This window comes from Pseudokineococcus sp. 1T1Z-3 (genome assembly GCF_037482365.1).
Taxonomy (GTDB): domain Bacteria; phylum Actinomycetota; class Actinomycetes; order Actinomycetales; family Quadrisphaeraceae; genus Pseudokineococcus.
Genome location: NZ_JBBHZF010000023.1, coordinates 283,048 through 297,481, shown reverse-complemented (window position 1 = coordinate 297,481; position 14,434 = coordinate 283,048). Strand labels below are relative to the sequence as shown.

At 74.8% G+C, this 14,434-nt stretch carries 11 protein-coding genes; 10 read left to right on the top strand and 1 reads right to left on the bottom strand.

All coding sequences use genetic code 11. The features are described from left to right. The first annotated feature begins 249 nt into the window (after window positions 1-249). The 8 genes from WDV86_RS08790 to WDV86_RS08755 all read left to right on the top strand — a co-directional run bounded on the left by WDV86_RS08790 (window position 250) and on the right by WDV86_RS08755 (window position 9,830). A complete protein-coding gene (locus WDV86_RS08790) occupies window positions 250-1,839 on the top strand; it encodes a peptide ABC transporter substrate-binding protein (protein WP_339567244.1) in 1,590 nt (529 codons plus the stop codon). Next, window positions 1,832-3,295 (top strand): M14 family zinc carboxypeptidase, encoded by a 1,464-nt coding sequence (locus WDV86_RS08785; protein WP_339567243.1) that lies wholly within the window; start codon window positions 1,832-1,834, stop codon window positions 3,293-3,295. Before WDV86_RS08790 ends, WDV86_RS08785 begins: the two co-directional genes overlap by 8 nt. Then, window positions 3,292-4,218, top strand: coding sequence for an ABC transporter permease (locus WDV86_RS08780; protein WP_339567242.1), 927 nt, complete (start codon window positions 3,292-3,294; stop codon window positions 4,216-4,218). Before WDV86_RS08785 ends, WDV86_RS08780 begins: the two co-directional genes overlap by 4 nt. Continuing rightward, window positions 4,211-5,182 carry an ABC transporter permease gene (locus WDV86_RS08775; RefSeq protein ID WP_339567241.1) on the top strand — a complete coding sequence of 324 codons (972 nt, stop codon included), beginning with the start codon at window positions 4,211-4,213 and terminating at the stop codon, window positions 5,180-5,182. The genes WDV86_RS08780 and WDV86_RS08775 overlap by 8 nt, the downstream gene beginning before the upstream one ends. A gap of 64 nt (window positions 5,183-5,246) precedes the next feature. Then, window positions 5,247-5,828, top strand: a complete 582-nt coding sequence (locus tag WDV86_RS08770; RefSeq protein WP_339567240.1) for a GbsR/MarR family transcriptional regulator — start codon at window positions 5,247-5,249, stop codon at window positions 5,826-5,828. Continuing rightward, the gene (locus WDV86_RS08765) at window positions 5,828-7,549 is read left to right on the top strand and encodes an ABC transporter ATP-binding protein (protein WP_339567239.1); all 1,722 of its coding nucleotides are present in this window, start codon (window positions 5,828-5,830) and stop codon (window positions 7,547-7,549) included. The genes WDV86_RS08770 and WDV86_RS08765 overlap by 1 nt, the downstream gene beginning before the upstream one ends. After that, a complete protein-coding gene (locus WDV86_RS08760; RefSeq protein ID WP_339567238.1) occupies window positions 7,546-9,138 on the top strand; it encodes an amidohydrolase in 1,593 nt (530 codons plus the stop codon). The genes WDV86_RS08765 and WDV86_RS08760 overlap by 4 nt, the downstream gene beginning before the upstream one ends. A gap of 14 nt (window positions 9,139-9,152) precedes the next feature. Next, window positions 9,153-9,830 carry an FMN-binding negative transcriptional regulator gene (locus WDV86_RS08755; RefSeq protein WP_339567237.1) on the top strand — a complete coding sequence of 226 codons (678 nt, stop codon included), beginning with the start codon at window positions 9,153-9,155 and terminating at the stop codon, window positions 9,828-9,830. 73 nt (window positions 9,831-9,903) lie between these two features. On the opposite strand, the gene WDV86_RS08750 is transcribed toward WDV86_RS08755, so the two are convergent. Next, window positions 9,904-12,279, bottom strand: a complete 2,376-nt coding sequence (locus tag WDV86_RS08750; protein ID WP_339567236.1) for a glycoside hydrolase family 31 protein — start codon at window positions 12,277-12,279, stop codon at window positions 9,904-9,906. Window positions 12,280-12,664: 385 nt separating this feature from the next. On the opposite strand from WDV86_RS08750, the gene WDV86_RS08745 reads away from it, so the two are divergent. Further along, window positions 12,665-13,549, top strand: coding sequence for an endonuclease domain-containing protein (locus WDV86_RS08745; protein ID WP_339567235.1), 885 nt, complete (start codon window positions 12,665-12,667; stop codon window positions 13,547-13,549). A 66-nt stretch (window positions 13,550-13,615) separates the two neighbouring features. Continuing rightward, entirely contained in the window at window positions 13,616-14,305 is a 690-nt protein-coding gene (locus WDV86_RS08740; protein ID WP_445262988.1) for a nucleoside/nucleotide kinase family protein, read from the top strand. Window positions 14,306-14,434 lie beyond the last annotated feature (129 nt).

The window sequence follows — 14,434 nt, the reverse complement described above, 5'->3', positions numbered from 1 at the left end:
GCTGCGCCGAGTCCGACGTTGCGCAGGTTGGCGCGGTCGTGCGCCTGCCAGAGGTCGGACTCGAGGCGCTTACCGGACAACGGCGAGACCCGCGCCCGCCCCCCGCCCCGAGTCGACGACACAAAGTTCGCGCAGTTCTGAAACCTCCGTAGACACCGTCGGGATCCGGTGTCACCGTCGTGCCCACGAGGACGCCGCTCGACGTCCTCGCCCGCGGGCCGACGAGGCCCGATCCCCTGGGGAGGCCCCATGCGACTCGCCCGCTGCACGACCGCCGCCGCGGTGGTCGCCGCCCTGACCCTCACCGCATGCGGGTCCGGCGGCGGCGGCGCCGGCGACCAGGAGGCCTTGAGCATCGCCGTCGGCGAGCCCGACAGCCTCACCCCGGGCCGCCAGACCGTCGCCTTCGAGCACGTCACGGCGATCTTCGCCCCGCTCACCGGCATCAGCGACGACTCCGACCTGGAGTACATCGCCGCCGAGAGCGTCGAGTCCGACGACGCGATCACGTGGACCATCACCCTGCGGGAGGGCTGGACCTTCCAGGACGGCACCCCCGTCACCTCCCAGAGCTACGTCGACGCCTGGAACTACACGGCGTACGCGCCCAACGCCTGGCCGAACAACGGCCAGTTCGCCAACGTCGAGGGCTACGAGGCGCTCAACCCGCTGGAGGGCGAGCCGAGCGCGACCGAGCTCTCGGGCCTGGAGGTGGTCGACGACACCACCTTCACGGTCACGCTCACCGCCCCCGACGGGCAGTTCCCCCTGCAGCTGAGCCAGGGGCAGACGGGCTTCTACCCGATGCCCGAGTCCGCCTACGACGACCTTGACGCCTACGACCGGGCACCGGTCGGCAACGGCCCCTTCCAGATGGTCGGCACGTGGGAGGACGACCAGCCCGTCTTCATCGAGCGGTGGGAGGACTACCAGGGCGAGGACGCCGAGGTCGAGCAGGTGGAGCTCCGGCCCTACGCCGACCAGGGCACCGCTTACACCGACGTCCAGGCCGGGAACCTCGACATCCTCTTCCTGCCTGCCGACCGGTACACGGTGGCCGCCGACGACTTCGGCGACCGGCTGTACAGCTTCGACGCCCCGGGCATCTCCTACCTCGGGCTGCCGACCGAGTTCGACGAGCGGTACGCCGACATCCGTGTGCGCCAGGCCATCTCGTTGGCTATCGACCGCGAGGCGATCAACGAGGTCATCTACGGCGGGCTCTACGAGCCGGCGACGGCGTGGACCCCGCCGGTCGAGCCGGGCACCCCCGAGGGCGTCTGCGGTGAGTTCTGCGAGTTCGACCCCGAACGAGCCCAGGAGCTGCTGGCCGAGGCCGGCGGCTGGGAGGGCCCCATGGAGATCGTCTACCCCGGCGGCTCGGGCCTCGACACGCTCTACGAGGCCTACGCCAACCAGCTGCGGCAGAACCTCGGCATCGCCGACGTCGTCGCCTCGCCGACCACCGACTTCGCCGAGTTCTTCGAGGTCCGCACGTCCGGCGAGCTCGGTGGGCCCTTCTTCTCCCGCTGGGGCGCGCTCTACCCCAGCCAGCAGAACACCCTGCGCGCCTTCTTCACCCCGACCGGCGGGTGCGCCCCCTGCGTCCAGGCCGTCCCTGAGGAGATCCCCGAGCTCATCGCCGCGGCGGACGCCGAGCCCGACGAGCAGGCCGCGCAGCAGGCCTACGCCGCGGTGCAGGAGGCCATCGCCGAGGACTTCGTCGTCCCGCCGACCTTCTTCGAGACCTACTCCTTCGTCGTCTCCGAGCGCGTCAGCGACCTGCCCTCGACGGCCGGCAGCGTCGACCTCTCCGGCGTCACCCTCGCCGATGCCTGAGACGGCGACCGCCCCGGCGCGGCAGGCCCCCGCGCCGGGGTGGCAGGAGGAGGTGTACCGGCGCGCGGGCGAGGTGCCCGACATCTCCGCCTTCCCGACGGTCGACGCCCTGCTCGCCGACTTCCACGCGCTGGCCGCCGAGCACCCCGGGCTCGTCCGTCCACGACGGGTGGGCACCTCGCGGCTCGGCGAGCCGCTGGAGGCCTTCACCATCGGCGAGGCCGGCGCCGACGGGCCGGCGCACCTCGTCGTCGGGGGCGTGCACCCCAACGAGCCCATCGGCGCCTGCACCGCGCTGCACCTGGCCCGCCTGCTGTGCGACGACGAGGGGCTGCGTCGCCGGCTCGGCGCCACCTGGCACGTCGTGCCCTGCGTCGACCCGGACGGCGCCCGCCTCAACGAGGGGTGGTTCGCCGGTCCCTTCGACCGGGGCCACTACGCCCGGCACTTCTACCGGCCCGCGCCGGCGGAGCAGGTGGAGTGGTCCTTCCCACTCGCCTACGAGAAGGCCTACTTCGACCAGACGACGTCCGAGACCTTCGCGCTCATGCGGCTCATCGACGACGTCCGGCCCGAGCTCATGGTCACCCTCCACAACGGCGAGATGGGCGGCGTCTACTACTACCTGAGCCGGGAGGTGCCCGGGCTCGTGCCCGCGCTGCACGCCCTGCCCGGCCACCTCGGCCTGCGCCTGGCCCGCGGCGAGCCCGAGGACCCTCTCGCCCCGCTCTGGGCCGACGCCGTCTTCGGCATGGCCGACGTCCGCAGCCACTACGACCATCGGGAGTCCCTGGGGCTCGACCCCGTGGGCATGGTCCAGGGCACGTCGAGCGCGGACTACGCCTCCCGCCACGGCACCACGAGCCTCGTCGCCGAGCTGCCGTACTGGTCCCACCCGGCCGCGGACGACACCTCCGAGAGCGGCCGCACCTACGCCGACGTGCTGCGCGAGAAGGCGGACGCGCTCGGGGCCAGCGGCCGCGAGCTGGCCGACCTGCTGGCCGAGGCCGAGCCGCTGCTCGACCAGGACACGCCCTTCCTGCGCGCGTCGCGGGCCTTCGTGCCGATGTTCGCCTCCCTCGCCGAGCAGGAGCGCGCGCGCTCGGGCGCCCCGGACGCGAGTCGCCCGGCGCGCGTCGCCGAGGTGTTCGACGCCGAGGACCTCGTCCGCTGCTTCCGGCTCCGCTACGGCGGGATGCTCGTCCGTGCCCTCGGCGCGCCCGTGGCGGCGGGGACGGCGCCCGCGCTGCTGCGGCGTCTGCACGCCCGGGCCGTCGCCCTCTACGAGCGCTGGCAGGAGGAGGCCGCCCGGCTGGAGGGGACGGAGCTGCTGCCGATCGCCCGCCTGGTCGGCGTCCAGGTCGGATCGACGCTTGCCGCGGCGCTCGCCCTGCAGGCCGAGCAGTCCGCCGCCGGGACCGACCGGCCGCCGTCGCCCGAGGGCTCGCCGTCATGATCCTGTATGTCGCGCGCCGGGTCCTCGGGCTGGCCGGCACGCTCGTCGGGGTCACCTTCGTCATCTACGCGATGGTCTTCGCGCTCCCGGGCGACCCCGTCGCGGCGCTCGGCGGTGACCGCCCCCTCTCGCCGAGCGTCGTCGCGCAGCTGCGCCAGCAGTACAACCTCGACGAGCCGCTGGTCGTCCAGTACCTGCTCTACCTCGGCGGCGTGCTGACGGGCGACCTCGGGTCCGACTTCAACGGCCGGTCCGTCGCCGGCCAGATGGCGGGCCGCTGGCCGACGACCATCGCCCTGGCCCTCACCGCGTGGGGCCTGCAGATCGTCGTCGGGGTGGTGCTCGGCGTCGTCGCCGGCCTGCGCCGCGGCAGCCTGCTGGACCGCGGCGTGCTGCTGCTCACCATCCTCATCAGCTCCGTCCCCGTGTTCGTCCTCGGCGTCACCGCCCAGCTCGTCGTCGGCGTCCGGTGGCAGCTGCTGCCCATCGCCGGCAGCTCGGCGGGGTGGCCGACGGCGTACCTCCTGCCCGCCGCGGTCATCGCGGTCTTCGGGCTCGCGCCGATCGCCCGGCTCGTGCGGGGCAGCGTCTCGGACACGCTCGGCGCCGACTTCGTGCGGGCCCACCGGGCCAAGGGCCTCTCCCCGCGGCGCGTCGTCGGGCTGCACGTCATGCGCAGCTCGGCCATCCCTGTCCTGACCTACCTGGCCGTCGACCTCGGCCTGCTCCTCGGGGGCACGGTCGTCGTCGAGGGGATCTTCAACCTGCCCGGCGTCGGCCAGCTGCTCTTCTCGGCGGTCCGCGAGCAGGAGGGCGCCATCGTCGTCGGCGTCTCGACGGCCCTCGTCGTGATCTTCCTGCTCGCCAGCCTCGTCGTCGACCTGGTCGCCTCCGCCCTCGACCCGAGGATCCGCCGTGCCTGAGCCGCGGAGCCACGACGCCACCGACGTCGAGGAGCGGGGCGAGGTCACCGACCAAGGACGAGAGACAGGTGCGGGTGCGGGGCCGGGCGCGGGCACGGCGTCTCCGGCCGGGGGGCCGGGCGCGCGCGGGGTCTGGCCGCGGCTGCGCACTCGGGCGTCCTTCTGGGTGCCGACTGGCGCGCTCGTCGTCCTCGGCGCCGTCGCGCTCGCGCCCGGGTTCTTCGCGACCCTCGGCGGCGGCGACGGCGACCCCCGGGTCTGCCTGCTCGCCCGCAGCGTCCAGGCCTCCGCAACCGGGCACCCGTTCGGCTTCGACGTCCAGGGCTGCGACGTCTTCGCGAACGTCATCTACGGGACGCGGGCGTCGCTGTCGGTCGGGCTCCTCGCGACGGCGGTGGCGCTCGTCGTCGCGCTCGTCGTGGGCACCGCCGCGGGGCTGCGGGACGGGTTGCTCGACACGGCCCTGTCACGCCTGACCGACGTCTTCCTCGGCTTCCCGTTCCTCGTCGGCGCCCTCGTCGTCCTCACGAGCCTGGGGGACCGCTCGGTCGTCTCGGTGGCTCTCGTCCTCGGGCTCTTCGCCTGGCCGACGCTCGCCCGGCTCGTGCGCTCGTCGGTGCGGTCGGTGCGCGGCGCGGAGTTCGTCGCCGCCAGCCGGGCCATGGGCATCAGCGCCACCCGGACCGTGCTCCTGCACGTGGTGCCGAACTCCCTCGGCCCGGTGCTCGCCATCGCGACGATCATGGTGGGGCAGGTGATCGTGGCGGAGTCCACGCTGACCTTCCTCGGCGTGGGTCTGGAGGCGCCGTCGATCTCGTGGGGCCGGCAGCTGGCCGAGGCGCAGAGCCGGGTCTCCAGCGCCCCGCACCTGCTGCTGTGGCCCAGCCTCTTCCTCACCGTGACGGTGCTGGCGCTGATCAGCCTCGGCGACGTCCTGCGTGACGTCCTGGACCCGCGGTCATGAGGGCTGGGACGCCGCGGCGCACCGGCTCTCACGGCGGTCACCACGGGAGGTCAGGATGGGGGGCGTGGCGGACACCAGGGGCAGCGACGGCGACGGCCCGGCGGAGCAGGACCCGCTCGATCCCGCGTGCCGGCGTTTCGTCGAGGACTTCGGGATGCTCTGGGCGACCTCGGGGGCCCCGCGCATGGAGGGTCGCGTGCTCGCCTACCTCATGGTCGCCGCTGCGCCGCAGAGCTCGTCGGCCGAGCTGGCCCAGGCCCTGGGGGCCAGCCCCGGGTCGGTCTCGACGACGACGCGGCACCTCGCCGACGTCGGCTTCGTCCAGCGGCGCTCGCTGCCAGGTGATCGCGCGCACTACTTCACCGTGGACGACGACGTCTGGGGCGCCTGGCTCGCCTCGGAGCGCCGCTACCTCTCCCGGCAGGCCGGCGTCATCGAGCGCGCCATGGACGACCTCGCCGGCGGCGCGGAGGGGGCCGACCCGCCCGCGGCGGAGGGCCAGGACGCGGCGGAGGGACGCCGCCGCGCGCTGCGCCGCCTGCGCAACGGCCGCAACTACATGCGCTGGCTGCAGGGCTACCACGACCAGATGCTGCGCGACTGGTCGGTCTACAAGACCGAGCACGGTGATCCAGAGGAACGCTGATGACTGCCGCTGAGCACCCGGGAGCACCCACGGACCGGGGGCCCGGCAGCCCCCTCCTGCGCGTCGAGGACCTGGACGTCGAGTTCACGGTGGACGGCCGACCCGTCCCGGCCATCGTCTCGGCGAGCTGGGAGCTCGCCCGCGGCGAGGTCCTCGCCGTCGTCGGGGAGTCGGGCTCGGGCAAGAGCACGACGGCGCTGGCCCTGCTCGGCCTGCTGCCCGCGGGGGCCCGGGCGCGCGGCACGGCCCTGTTCGAGGGCCAGGACCTGCTGAGCCTCGACGAGAAGGCGATGCGCGAGGTCCGCGGCTCGCGCATCGCCATGATCTTCCAGGACCCGACGGGCTCGCTGGACCCCGTCTTCACCATCGGCTCGCAGATGGTCGAGCTCCTGCGCACCCACCACCCCGGCATGACCCGCGAGGCCGCCCGCGCCCGGGCCGTCGAGCTGCTGGAGCAGGTCGACGTGCCCGACCCTGCGCGCCGGCTCGGCCAGTACCCGCACGAGCTCTCCGGGGGGCAGTGCCAACGCGTGATGATCGCGATGGCCCTCTCGGGCGAGCCCGAGGTGCTGCTCGCGGACGAGCCGACGACGGCGCTCGACGTGACGGTCCAGCAGGAGGTCCTGGACCTCCTGCACCACCTGCGCGAGCGCACCTCCGTCGCCGTCCTCCTCATCACGCACGACATGGGCGTGGTCGCCGACCTGGCCGACCGCGTCGTCGTCATGCGGCACGGCCGCGTGGTCGAGACGGCGCCGGTCCGGCAGCTCTTCGCCGCACCGGGGGAGGAGTACACGCGCATGCTCCTGAGCTCCGTCCCGGGCCGGACCTCCTCCGCGCGGGCCGAGGGGTCCGCACCCGAGGCCGACGAGCGGGCGCGAGGAGGGCGGCGGGAGGGCCGGCCCTACCTGGAGGTCGAGGACCTCGTCGTCTCCTACCGCGGCCGCGGCCGCCGGGCCGAGACCGTGAAGGCCGTCGACGGGGTCAGCCTCGCGGTCCGCCGGGGCGAGGTCCTCGGCCTCGTCGGGGAGTCCGGCTCGGGGAAGTCGACGATCGGCAAGGTCGTCATCGGGCTGGCGCCCGTGGCGTCCGGGCGGGTGCACGTGGGTGACGTCGACCTGGGGGCCGCCCCACGGCGTCGGGTCCGGGAGGTCCAGCGCACGGTCGGCGTCGTCTTCCAGAACCCGACCGCGTCGCTCGACCCCCGACGGTCGGTGGGCGCGGCGCTGGAGGAGCCGCTGCGGGTGCTGGGCGGTCTGCGCGGCGGTGCGCTGGACGCGCGGCGGGACGAGCTGCTCGAGGCGGTCGAGCTGCCGGCGTCGTGGGAGCGGCGCTACCCCCACGAGCTGTCCGGCGGGCAGCGCCAGCGGGTCGCCATCGCCCGGGCGATCTCGCTGGAGCCACAGCTGCTCGTGGCCGACGAGCCGACGTCGGCGCTCGACGTCTCCGTCCAGGCGACGGTGCTGCGCCTGCTCGCCGAGCTGCAGCAGCGCCTGGGCTTCGCGTGCCTGTTCATCTCCCACGACCTGGCCGTCGTCGAGCAGCTGTGCGACCGGGTCGCGGTGCTGCGCGCCGGCCGGGTGGTGGAGGAGGGGACCACGGCGAGGGTGCTCGGGCAGCCGGATGCCGACTTCACCCGCGAGCTGCTCGCGGCCGCGCCCGTCCCGGACCCGCAGCGGCAGTCCGAGCGCAGGCGGGAGCGCCTGGCGGGCGTCGCGTGAGCCTGCTGCTGCACCGCGTCCGGCTGGTCGGCGCCCCCGACCCGGGCCGGGTCCGCGACGTGCTGCTGGAGGAAGGCCGGGTCGCGGCCGTCGTCGACAGCGGGGACGGCCCGTGGGGTGCGGCGGCCGAGGTCGTGGACGCCGACGGCGCCTGGCTGCTGCCCGGGCTGCGGGACGAGCACGTCCACCTGGGCCAGTGGGCGTCCGCGCAGCACCGGGTCGACCTCTCGGCCGCGAGCAGCGCCGCGGAGGCCGCCGCCCTGCTCGCCGGGCTGCCGGCGGCGCTCGACCCGGGCGACGTCCTGCTCGCCGGTGGCTTCCGGGACGGGATGTGGCCGGCGCCGCCTCACCGCGACCAGCTGGACGCCGCGTTGCCCGGTCGTCTCGTCGTGGCGGCGAGCGCAGACCTGCACACCGTGTGGTGCAGCACGCCCGCGGCGCAGCGGCTCGGCCTCCGCGACCCCTCCGGCCTCGCCCGGGAGGCGGAGGCGATGGAGGTGCTCGCGCGGGCTGGCGCGCTCGACCCGGACCTCCTCGACGCGCGCGTGCTGGCCGCGACCGCGGCGGCGGCCGCGCGCGGCGTCACGTCGGTGCTCGACCTGGAGCACGCGCCGCTGGCGGACTGGGGACGCCGGGCGGCCCTGCCGCTGCCGCCCGGCGCGGCCGTCGGGGCGGACGACGTCCCGGGGCCGGCCGTGCGGGTCGGCGCCGGCGTCCAGGTGGGGTGGCTGGACGACGTCCTCGCCGCCGGGCTGCGCACGGGGGACCCGGTCCCCGGTGCCTCGCCGTGGACGGCCCAGCACCCGGTCTCGCGGGACCGGGTCCGCGTCGGCCCGCTCAAGGTCTTCCTCGACGGCTCGCTCGGCGCGCGGACCGCTCGCTGCGACGACGCCTACCCCGACGGCACCCACGGGCTGCTCCTCCTGCCGGCGGCAGAGCTCGAGCAGCTGCTGCGGCGGGCCACCGTGGCTGGCCTGCACGTGGCGGTGCACGCCATCGGGGACGCGGCGGTCGGGGTCGCGCTGGACGCCTTCGAGGCGGTCGGCTGCCGCGGCCGGGTCGAGCACGCCCAGCAGGTGCGGGCGCGCGACCTGCCCCGCTTCGCCGCGCTCGGCGTCGTCGCGAGCGTCCAGCCGCGCCACGCGCTCGACGACCGCGACCTCGCGGACCGCTACTGGGCCCACGGCGCCGCCCGCTCCTTCCCCACCGGTGCCCTGCACGCGGCGGGAGCAGGGCTGGTGCTCGGCTCGGACGCCCCTGTTGCCCCGCTCGACCCGTGGGAGACGCTCGCGAGTGCCGTCCACCGCTCGGGGGACGAGCGGGCGGCGTGGCACGCCGAGCACCACCTCACGCTGCGCGAGGCGCTGACGGCGTCGTGCGGCGGGCGGGCCTTCGTCCGGGTCGGGGACGTGGCCGACCTGGCGCTGCTGGCGGAGGAGCCGGCCGAGGTGCTCGCGACGCGCGGACCGGACGGGCTGCGTGGCATACCCGTGCTCGGGACTCTCGTCGGCGGGCTGTGGACGCACCGGGACGCCGCGGTGGTGGCTGAGCGTCCACCGGTGCCCGGCGAGCCGGCCGGGCCGGTCTAGAGAGAGGAGACGACGTGCACGTCTACGAGGAGTACCAGGCGCCGAGCCGGGCCGCGATGCTCGACGTCCTGCGGTGCAACCCCTTCGGGCTGCTGGTGACGACGGCCGTCGACGACCGCGGCCCGGTGCCGGTGGCGACGCACCTGCCCGTGCTCGTGCCGCCCGCGACCGACCCGGGGCTGGACGCCATGGAGGACCCCTTCGACGGACTGCTGCTGTGGGGCCACATGGGTCGCGCCAACCCGCAGTGGCGGCACTTCGAGCACGGGGGGCGCGGCCTCGTCGTCGTCAACGGCCCGCACCGCTACGTCTCCCCGACGACCTACGACGTCGACCCAGCGGCGCCGACGTGGAACTACGTGGCCGTGCACCTCACCGTCGCGCTGGCGCCGCTGTGGGACGACGAGGACGCCCTCGCCGTCGTCCGCGCCACCGTCGACCTCATGGAGCGGCAGCAGGCCGAGCCGTGGGACGACGCCTCCTCGGAGGGCTACTTCCGACAGATCGTCCGAGGGGTGACGGCGTTCACCGCCCGCGTCGAGCACGCGACGGCCGTCTTCAAGATGAGCCAGGACAAGGACGACGACGTCTACGGGCGCGTCCACCGTGCCGCCGAGCGCGACGACCCCGCCCTCGCGCACGCCATGGACGTCAGCAACCCCGGCCGCACCGGGCGGTGCCCGGCCGGCTGAGCGGGCGCGGACGACGAGGAGGTGCTCTCCGCCGCCGTAGCCGACCGGCCGGCGTCGGGGAACCTGCCCCCACTCACCCCTGCGCCAGCAGCACCTCCGCGAGGGCGCTGAGCAGCGCGGGCTCCAGCTCCATCGCGACGAGCCGCGACATCCGCAGGCTCGCGGGCTGGTCGGCCGTGATCACGTCGTAGGCCCGGTTCTTGAGCCGGTGCTCGGTCTGCGCGGCGTCCAGCAGCGCGAAGAGCCGGCCGTGCACGTCGTTGTCGCGCAGCGCGGGTCGGACGCCGAGGTCCACGTGCAGCGTCGACGTCGGGGCGATGCCGGACGCCGTCACCGACGTGCGCGTCGCCGTCCGTGTCACCTCGGCGGACGCCGCGTCGCCGTCGACCGTCACGACAGGGGCGCGCCCGTCCTCCAGCGCCACGAACGTCACCGTCCACGTCCGCCGCGCGGGGACGACGTCGGTCGGCCCGGTCGCCGGCCCGACGGTCAGCCGCCCGCTGGCCTGGTTGAACGTGATCGGCGTGCGGACGACGTCGCCCGTGGTCGTGTCGTCGTCCTCGCACAGCTCGAAGGTGCCGTCCGCGCCCACGACGACGAGCAGCTCCAGGTGCTCGGGGTTGACAGGAGCGTTGCCCGTCACCGCCGCCCCGTCCAGCGGCACGACGGCGCCCGCCCGTGCAAGCACCGGGATGCTCGTGAGGTCCCGGTGCAGGAGGACCTCGCGGTCGCCGTCGTAGACGAGGTCGGTGAAGACGTCGACCCAGCGCCCCTGCGGCAGCCATGCGCGCACCTGCCCGAGCCCGGTGCGGCGGTCGGCCGGGGCGGTGATCGGTGCGAGCAGCAGCTCGGTGCCGAACATCGCCTGGTGCGGGACGTCGTAGGCCTCCTCGCGGGTCGGCCAGCCGTAGTGCATCGGCAGCACGAGGGGGAGGTCGCGGGCCGCACGGTGATTCATCGTGTGCAGGTAGGGCAGCAGCCGGTGGCGCAGCCGCAGGTGCTCGACCATCACCTCCCGCACCGGCGAGGGGAACGACCACGGCTCCTTGGTGATGAAGGCGTCGGCGCCGGAGTGCAGTCGCATGATCGGCGAGAAGCAGCCCAGCTGGTACCAGCGCGCGCTCAGCTCGTCGTCGCGCGTGCCGAAGAAGTGCCCGCCGATGTCGTGGCTCCACCAGCCGTAGCCGATGTTCGACGCGCGGGCCGTGAACTCTGGCTGGAAGGCCAGCGAGGCCCACGAGACCACGGTGTCCCCCGAGAAGCCGATCGGGTAGCGGTGGCTGCCCGGCCCGGCGTACCGCGAGAACGTGAGCCCGCGTCGTCCGTCCCGCCGGTTGTCGAGGAAGTGCAGGTGGTTGAGCATCCACAGCGGGTCGACGCCCGGGACACGCGAGTGGTTGCCCTGCTGCCAGTCCAACCACCAGAAGTCGACGCCGTCGGCCTCCAGGCCGTGGTGCATCTGCAGGTAGGCCCGCGCGAAGTCGGGGTCGGTGATGTCGAAGCCGATCGGCAGGCCGTCCGCGGGGTCGCGGCCCAGCGAGCGCGCCATGGCGGCGTACGGCTCCTCGAAGGAGCGGACCCCGTCGGCCGGGTGCACGTTGAGCGTCGTCCGCAGCCCCGCCTCCTCCAGCTGCGCGAGAAAGCCCGGCGGGTCGGGGAAGAGGTCTCGGTTCCACGTGTACCCGGTCCAGCCGCTGCCGTGCTCGGGCGGCACGTGGTCGACGAGGTGCCAGTCCATGTCGATGACGGCGACCGACAGCGGCACGCCCTCGTCGGCGAACCGCTGCACCACCGCGAGGTACCCCTCCGCGGTGTAGGGGTGGTAGCGGCTCCACCACGTGCCCAGCGCGTAGCGGGGTAGCACGGGGGTCGGCCCGGAGAGCGCCCGCAGCGCCCGTAGTGCCTCGACGTGGTCCAGGCCGTAGACGAAGAGGTACAGGTCGGTACGGCCGACGGAGTCCGCGGCGACCCACCCGTCGTCGGTGAAGACGAAGCTCTCGCCGTCGTCGAGCAGCGAGAGGCCCAGCCGGGAGACGACGCCCGCCTCCAGCGGGACGGCGCCGTCGGCCTCGTCGAGCGTGCGCGCCGTCCCGCCGAGGGACTCGGGCGTCTCGCCGAAGCGCCAGTGCGAGTGGTAGTTCGAGATGTTGCCCAGGGCGGCGACGGTCAGGCCGCTCGGGCTGAACGGGCGCTTGTCGTAGGTGAGGTGGAAGCGGGCGGTGATGATCTCCAGCGTCTCCCCGCGGTCGACCACCCGGAAGTCCGGTACCGGCAGGTCGCGGTGGACGGCGAAGGTCGACGCGCGGTCCTCGAAGACGTCGTCGGCGGAGTGCTCCATTCGCACGAGCCCGTCGGTGAGCACGGTGAAGCGGTACCCAGGGCCCTGCACGACGGCGCGCGGGTCGGCGACCGGGCTGGTGGCGAGGGCGGGCAGGGCGGTCGTCGTCATGGTGTCCAGGTGTCCGTCGTCGTGGCGGTCGGTGCTGGGCGGGTCGGTCGGGCGTCGGGTCCGACGCTGTGCAGGTCTGCGCGCTGTCGATCCTGCCGGACGTCGGACTCGACGTCGTAGGTCCGGTCGACGGCGGTCACCACCGCTCTCCGACCGGTCGGACGGCGAGGACGCCACGCAGCGTGAACACCCCTTCGGCGTCCCGCAGATGGCACCAGGCCACGACGGAGGAGCCCTGGACGGCGTACGGGGGTGTGGGTCGTGGCGTGCCGCCGAGTCCGACGCCCGGCAGGTCCCGTGCTCGCCAGATGTGCAGGACGTCGGAGTCGAGCCGTCGTCCACAGGCCCTCAGCGCGGTGCCGGCGGCCTCGGTCACAGTGCGCCCATGGCCCGCCGCCGCCTCCCGCCCGACGCCGTCGGCGCACCTCTGACCAGGGCCGAGCTGCTGACGTGCGTGACGCGCGCCCAGCTCGCCGGCCCGTCCTTCCGCCGGCTGACGCGCGGGGTGCACGTGAGCTCGTGCACGCTGGTCGACCACGGCGTCCGCGCCCGAGGAGCGCTGCTCGCGGTGCGGGGCCGGGCTGTGCTCGGGGGGCTGTCGGCCGCGTGGGCGTACGGCGTGCGAGAGGCGGGCGACGACGACCCGGTGCTGCTGCTCGCACCGCGTCCGGCTCCGCGCTGCCGGACCGGCGTCGTCGTCCGGCAGTGCACGCTCGACCCCGGCGACGTCGTGACGACCCGGCTGGGACGGGTGACGTCGCCGGCTCGCACCGTCGTCGACCTGCTGCGGACGCTCGATATGCCGCGGGCCCTCTGCGCGGCGGAGGCGGTAGCGCATCGCACCCGTCTGACGAGGGCGCACGTCGACGCCGAGCTCCACCGCCAGCGCGGCGCCCGAGGTCTGGCCGCGGCAAGACGTCGTGCGCGGCAGCTGGAGCCGATGGCCGAGTCCTACCGCGAGACGCTGCTGCGGCTCGTGGTGGCGGAGGCGGGGCTGCCGCCGTGCGTCGTCCAGCACGAGGTCCACGACGAGGAGGCCCTCTTCGTCGCCCGGCTCGACCTCGCGTGGCCCGCGGTGCGCGTCGCGCTGGAGTACGACGGCGACCACCACCGGGACCGGGCCCAGCACAGCGCCGACCTGGCCCGCCACAACCGGCTGCGCCGGCTCGGCTGGACGGTGCTGCAGGTCGACGCCCGGATGCTGGAGGACCCTCGTGAGCTGCTGCACCAGCTCCGGCAGCTGCTCGAGTCCGACGGTGCGCAGGACTGACGTCGGCGACACCTGCGCACCGTCGGACTCGGCGCGGCGCTCTCCACGCCCCGGAGGCGGCCGTCGATGGCGAGGCCTGGCACGGTGGCTGCCGTGACGTCGTCGGCGGAGCTGCTGGCCCGAGCGCGGGCGCTCGCCGAGGCGCCCGGGCGCGCGGTGCTCGGCATCGCCGGGGCGCCCGGGGCGGGCAAGACGACGCTGGCGGAGTGGCTCGTCGCGGAGCTGGCCGCCGACCCGCCGCCCGGCCAGACGGCGTCGTGGGTGGCGCACGTGCCGATGGATGGTTTTCACCTCGCCGACGTCGCGCTGCGCCGGCTTGGCCGGTTGGAACGCAAGGGCGCGCCGGACACCTTCGACGCCGCGGGCTTTGCGGCGCTGCTCGGGAGGCTGCGGTCGGAGCTGTCGGCGACGGTGTACGCGCCGGCCTTCGAGCGGCACCTCGAGCAGCCGCTGGCCGGCGCGCTGGCGGTGGCGCCGGAGTGCCGCCTCGTCGTCAGCGAGGGCAACTACCTGCTGCTCGACGACCCGGCGTGGGCTGGCGTCCGGGCGCTGCTCGACGAGGTCTGGTTCGTCACGGTCGACGACGACCTGCGCCGGGATCGCCTGGTGGCCCGGCACGTGCAGTTCGGCAAGGCCGCGACCGACGCCGTCGCGTGGGTCGCCGCGACGGACGAGCCGAACGCCCGGCTCGTGGCGCCCGGTGCGGCGGGCGCCGACGTCGTCGTGCCGTCGTCGGTGGTGCCGGCGCCACGCTGATGCGCCCGACCGGCCCTGTGGCCCTCTCCTCGGGGCGGGGTGCTAGCCGTGGAGGTCGGCGACGGGGGTGTTGGGGCCTTGGTAGGTGACGACGGGGTGGGGGTCGCTGTCGACGTGGGCTTGTCCGGG

Excerpts from the sequence above, each read along its gene's own strand:
- WDV86_RS08790 (WP_339567244.1), top strand. The coding sequence starts at position 250 with ATGCGACTCGCCCGCTGCACGACCGCCGCCGCGGTGGTCGCCGCCCTG.
- WDV86_RS08785 (WP_339567243.1), top strand. The coding sequence starts at position 1,832 with ATGCCTGAGACGGCGACCGCCCCGGCGCGGCAGGCCCCCGCGCCGGGG.
- WDV86_RS08780 (WP_339567242.1), top strand. The coding sequence starts at position 3,292 with ATGATCCTGTATGTCGCGCGCCGGGTCCTCGGGCTGGCCGGCACGCTC.
- WDV86_RS08765 (WP_339567239.1), top strand. The coding sequence starts at position 5,828 with ATGACTGCCGCTGAGCACCCGGGAGCACCCACGGACCGGGGGCCCGGC.
- WDV86_RS08750 (WP_339567236.1), bottom strand. The coding sequence starts at position 12,279 with ATGACGACGACCGCCCTGCCCGCCCTCGCCACCAGCCCGGTCGCCGAC.
- WDV86_RS08745 (WP_339567235.1), top strand. The coding sequence starts at position 12,665 with ATGGCCCGCCGCCGCCTCCCGCCCGACGCCGTCGGCGCACCTCTGACC.
- WDV86_RS08740 (WP_445262988.1), top strand. The coding sequence starts at position 13,616 with ATGGCGAGGCCTGGCACGGTGGCTGCCGTGACGTCGTCGGCGGAGCTG.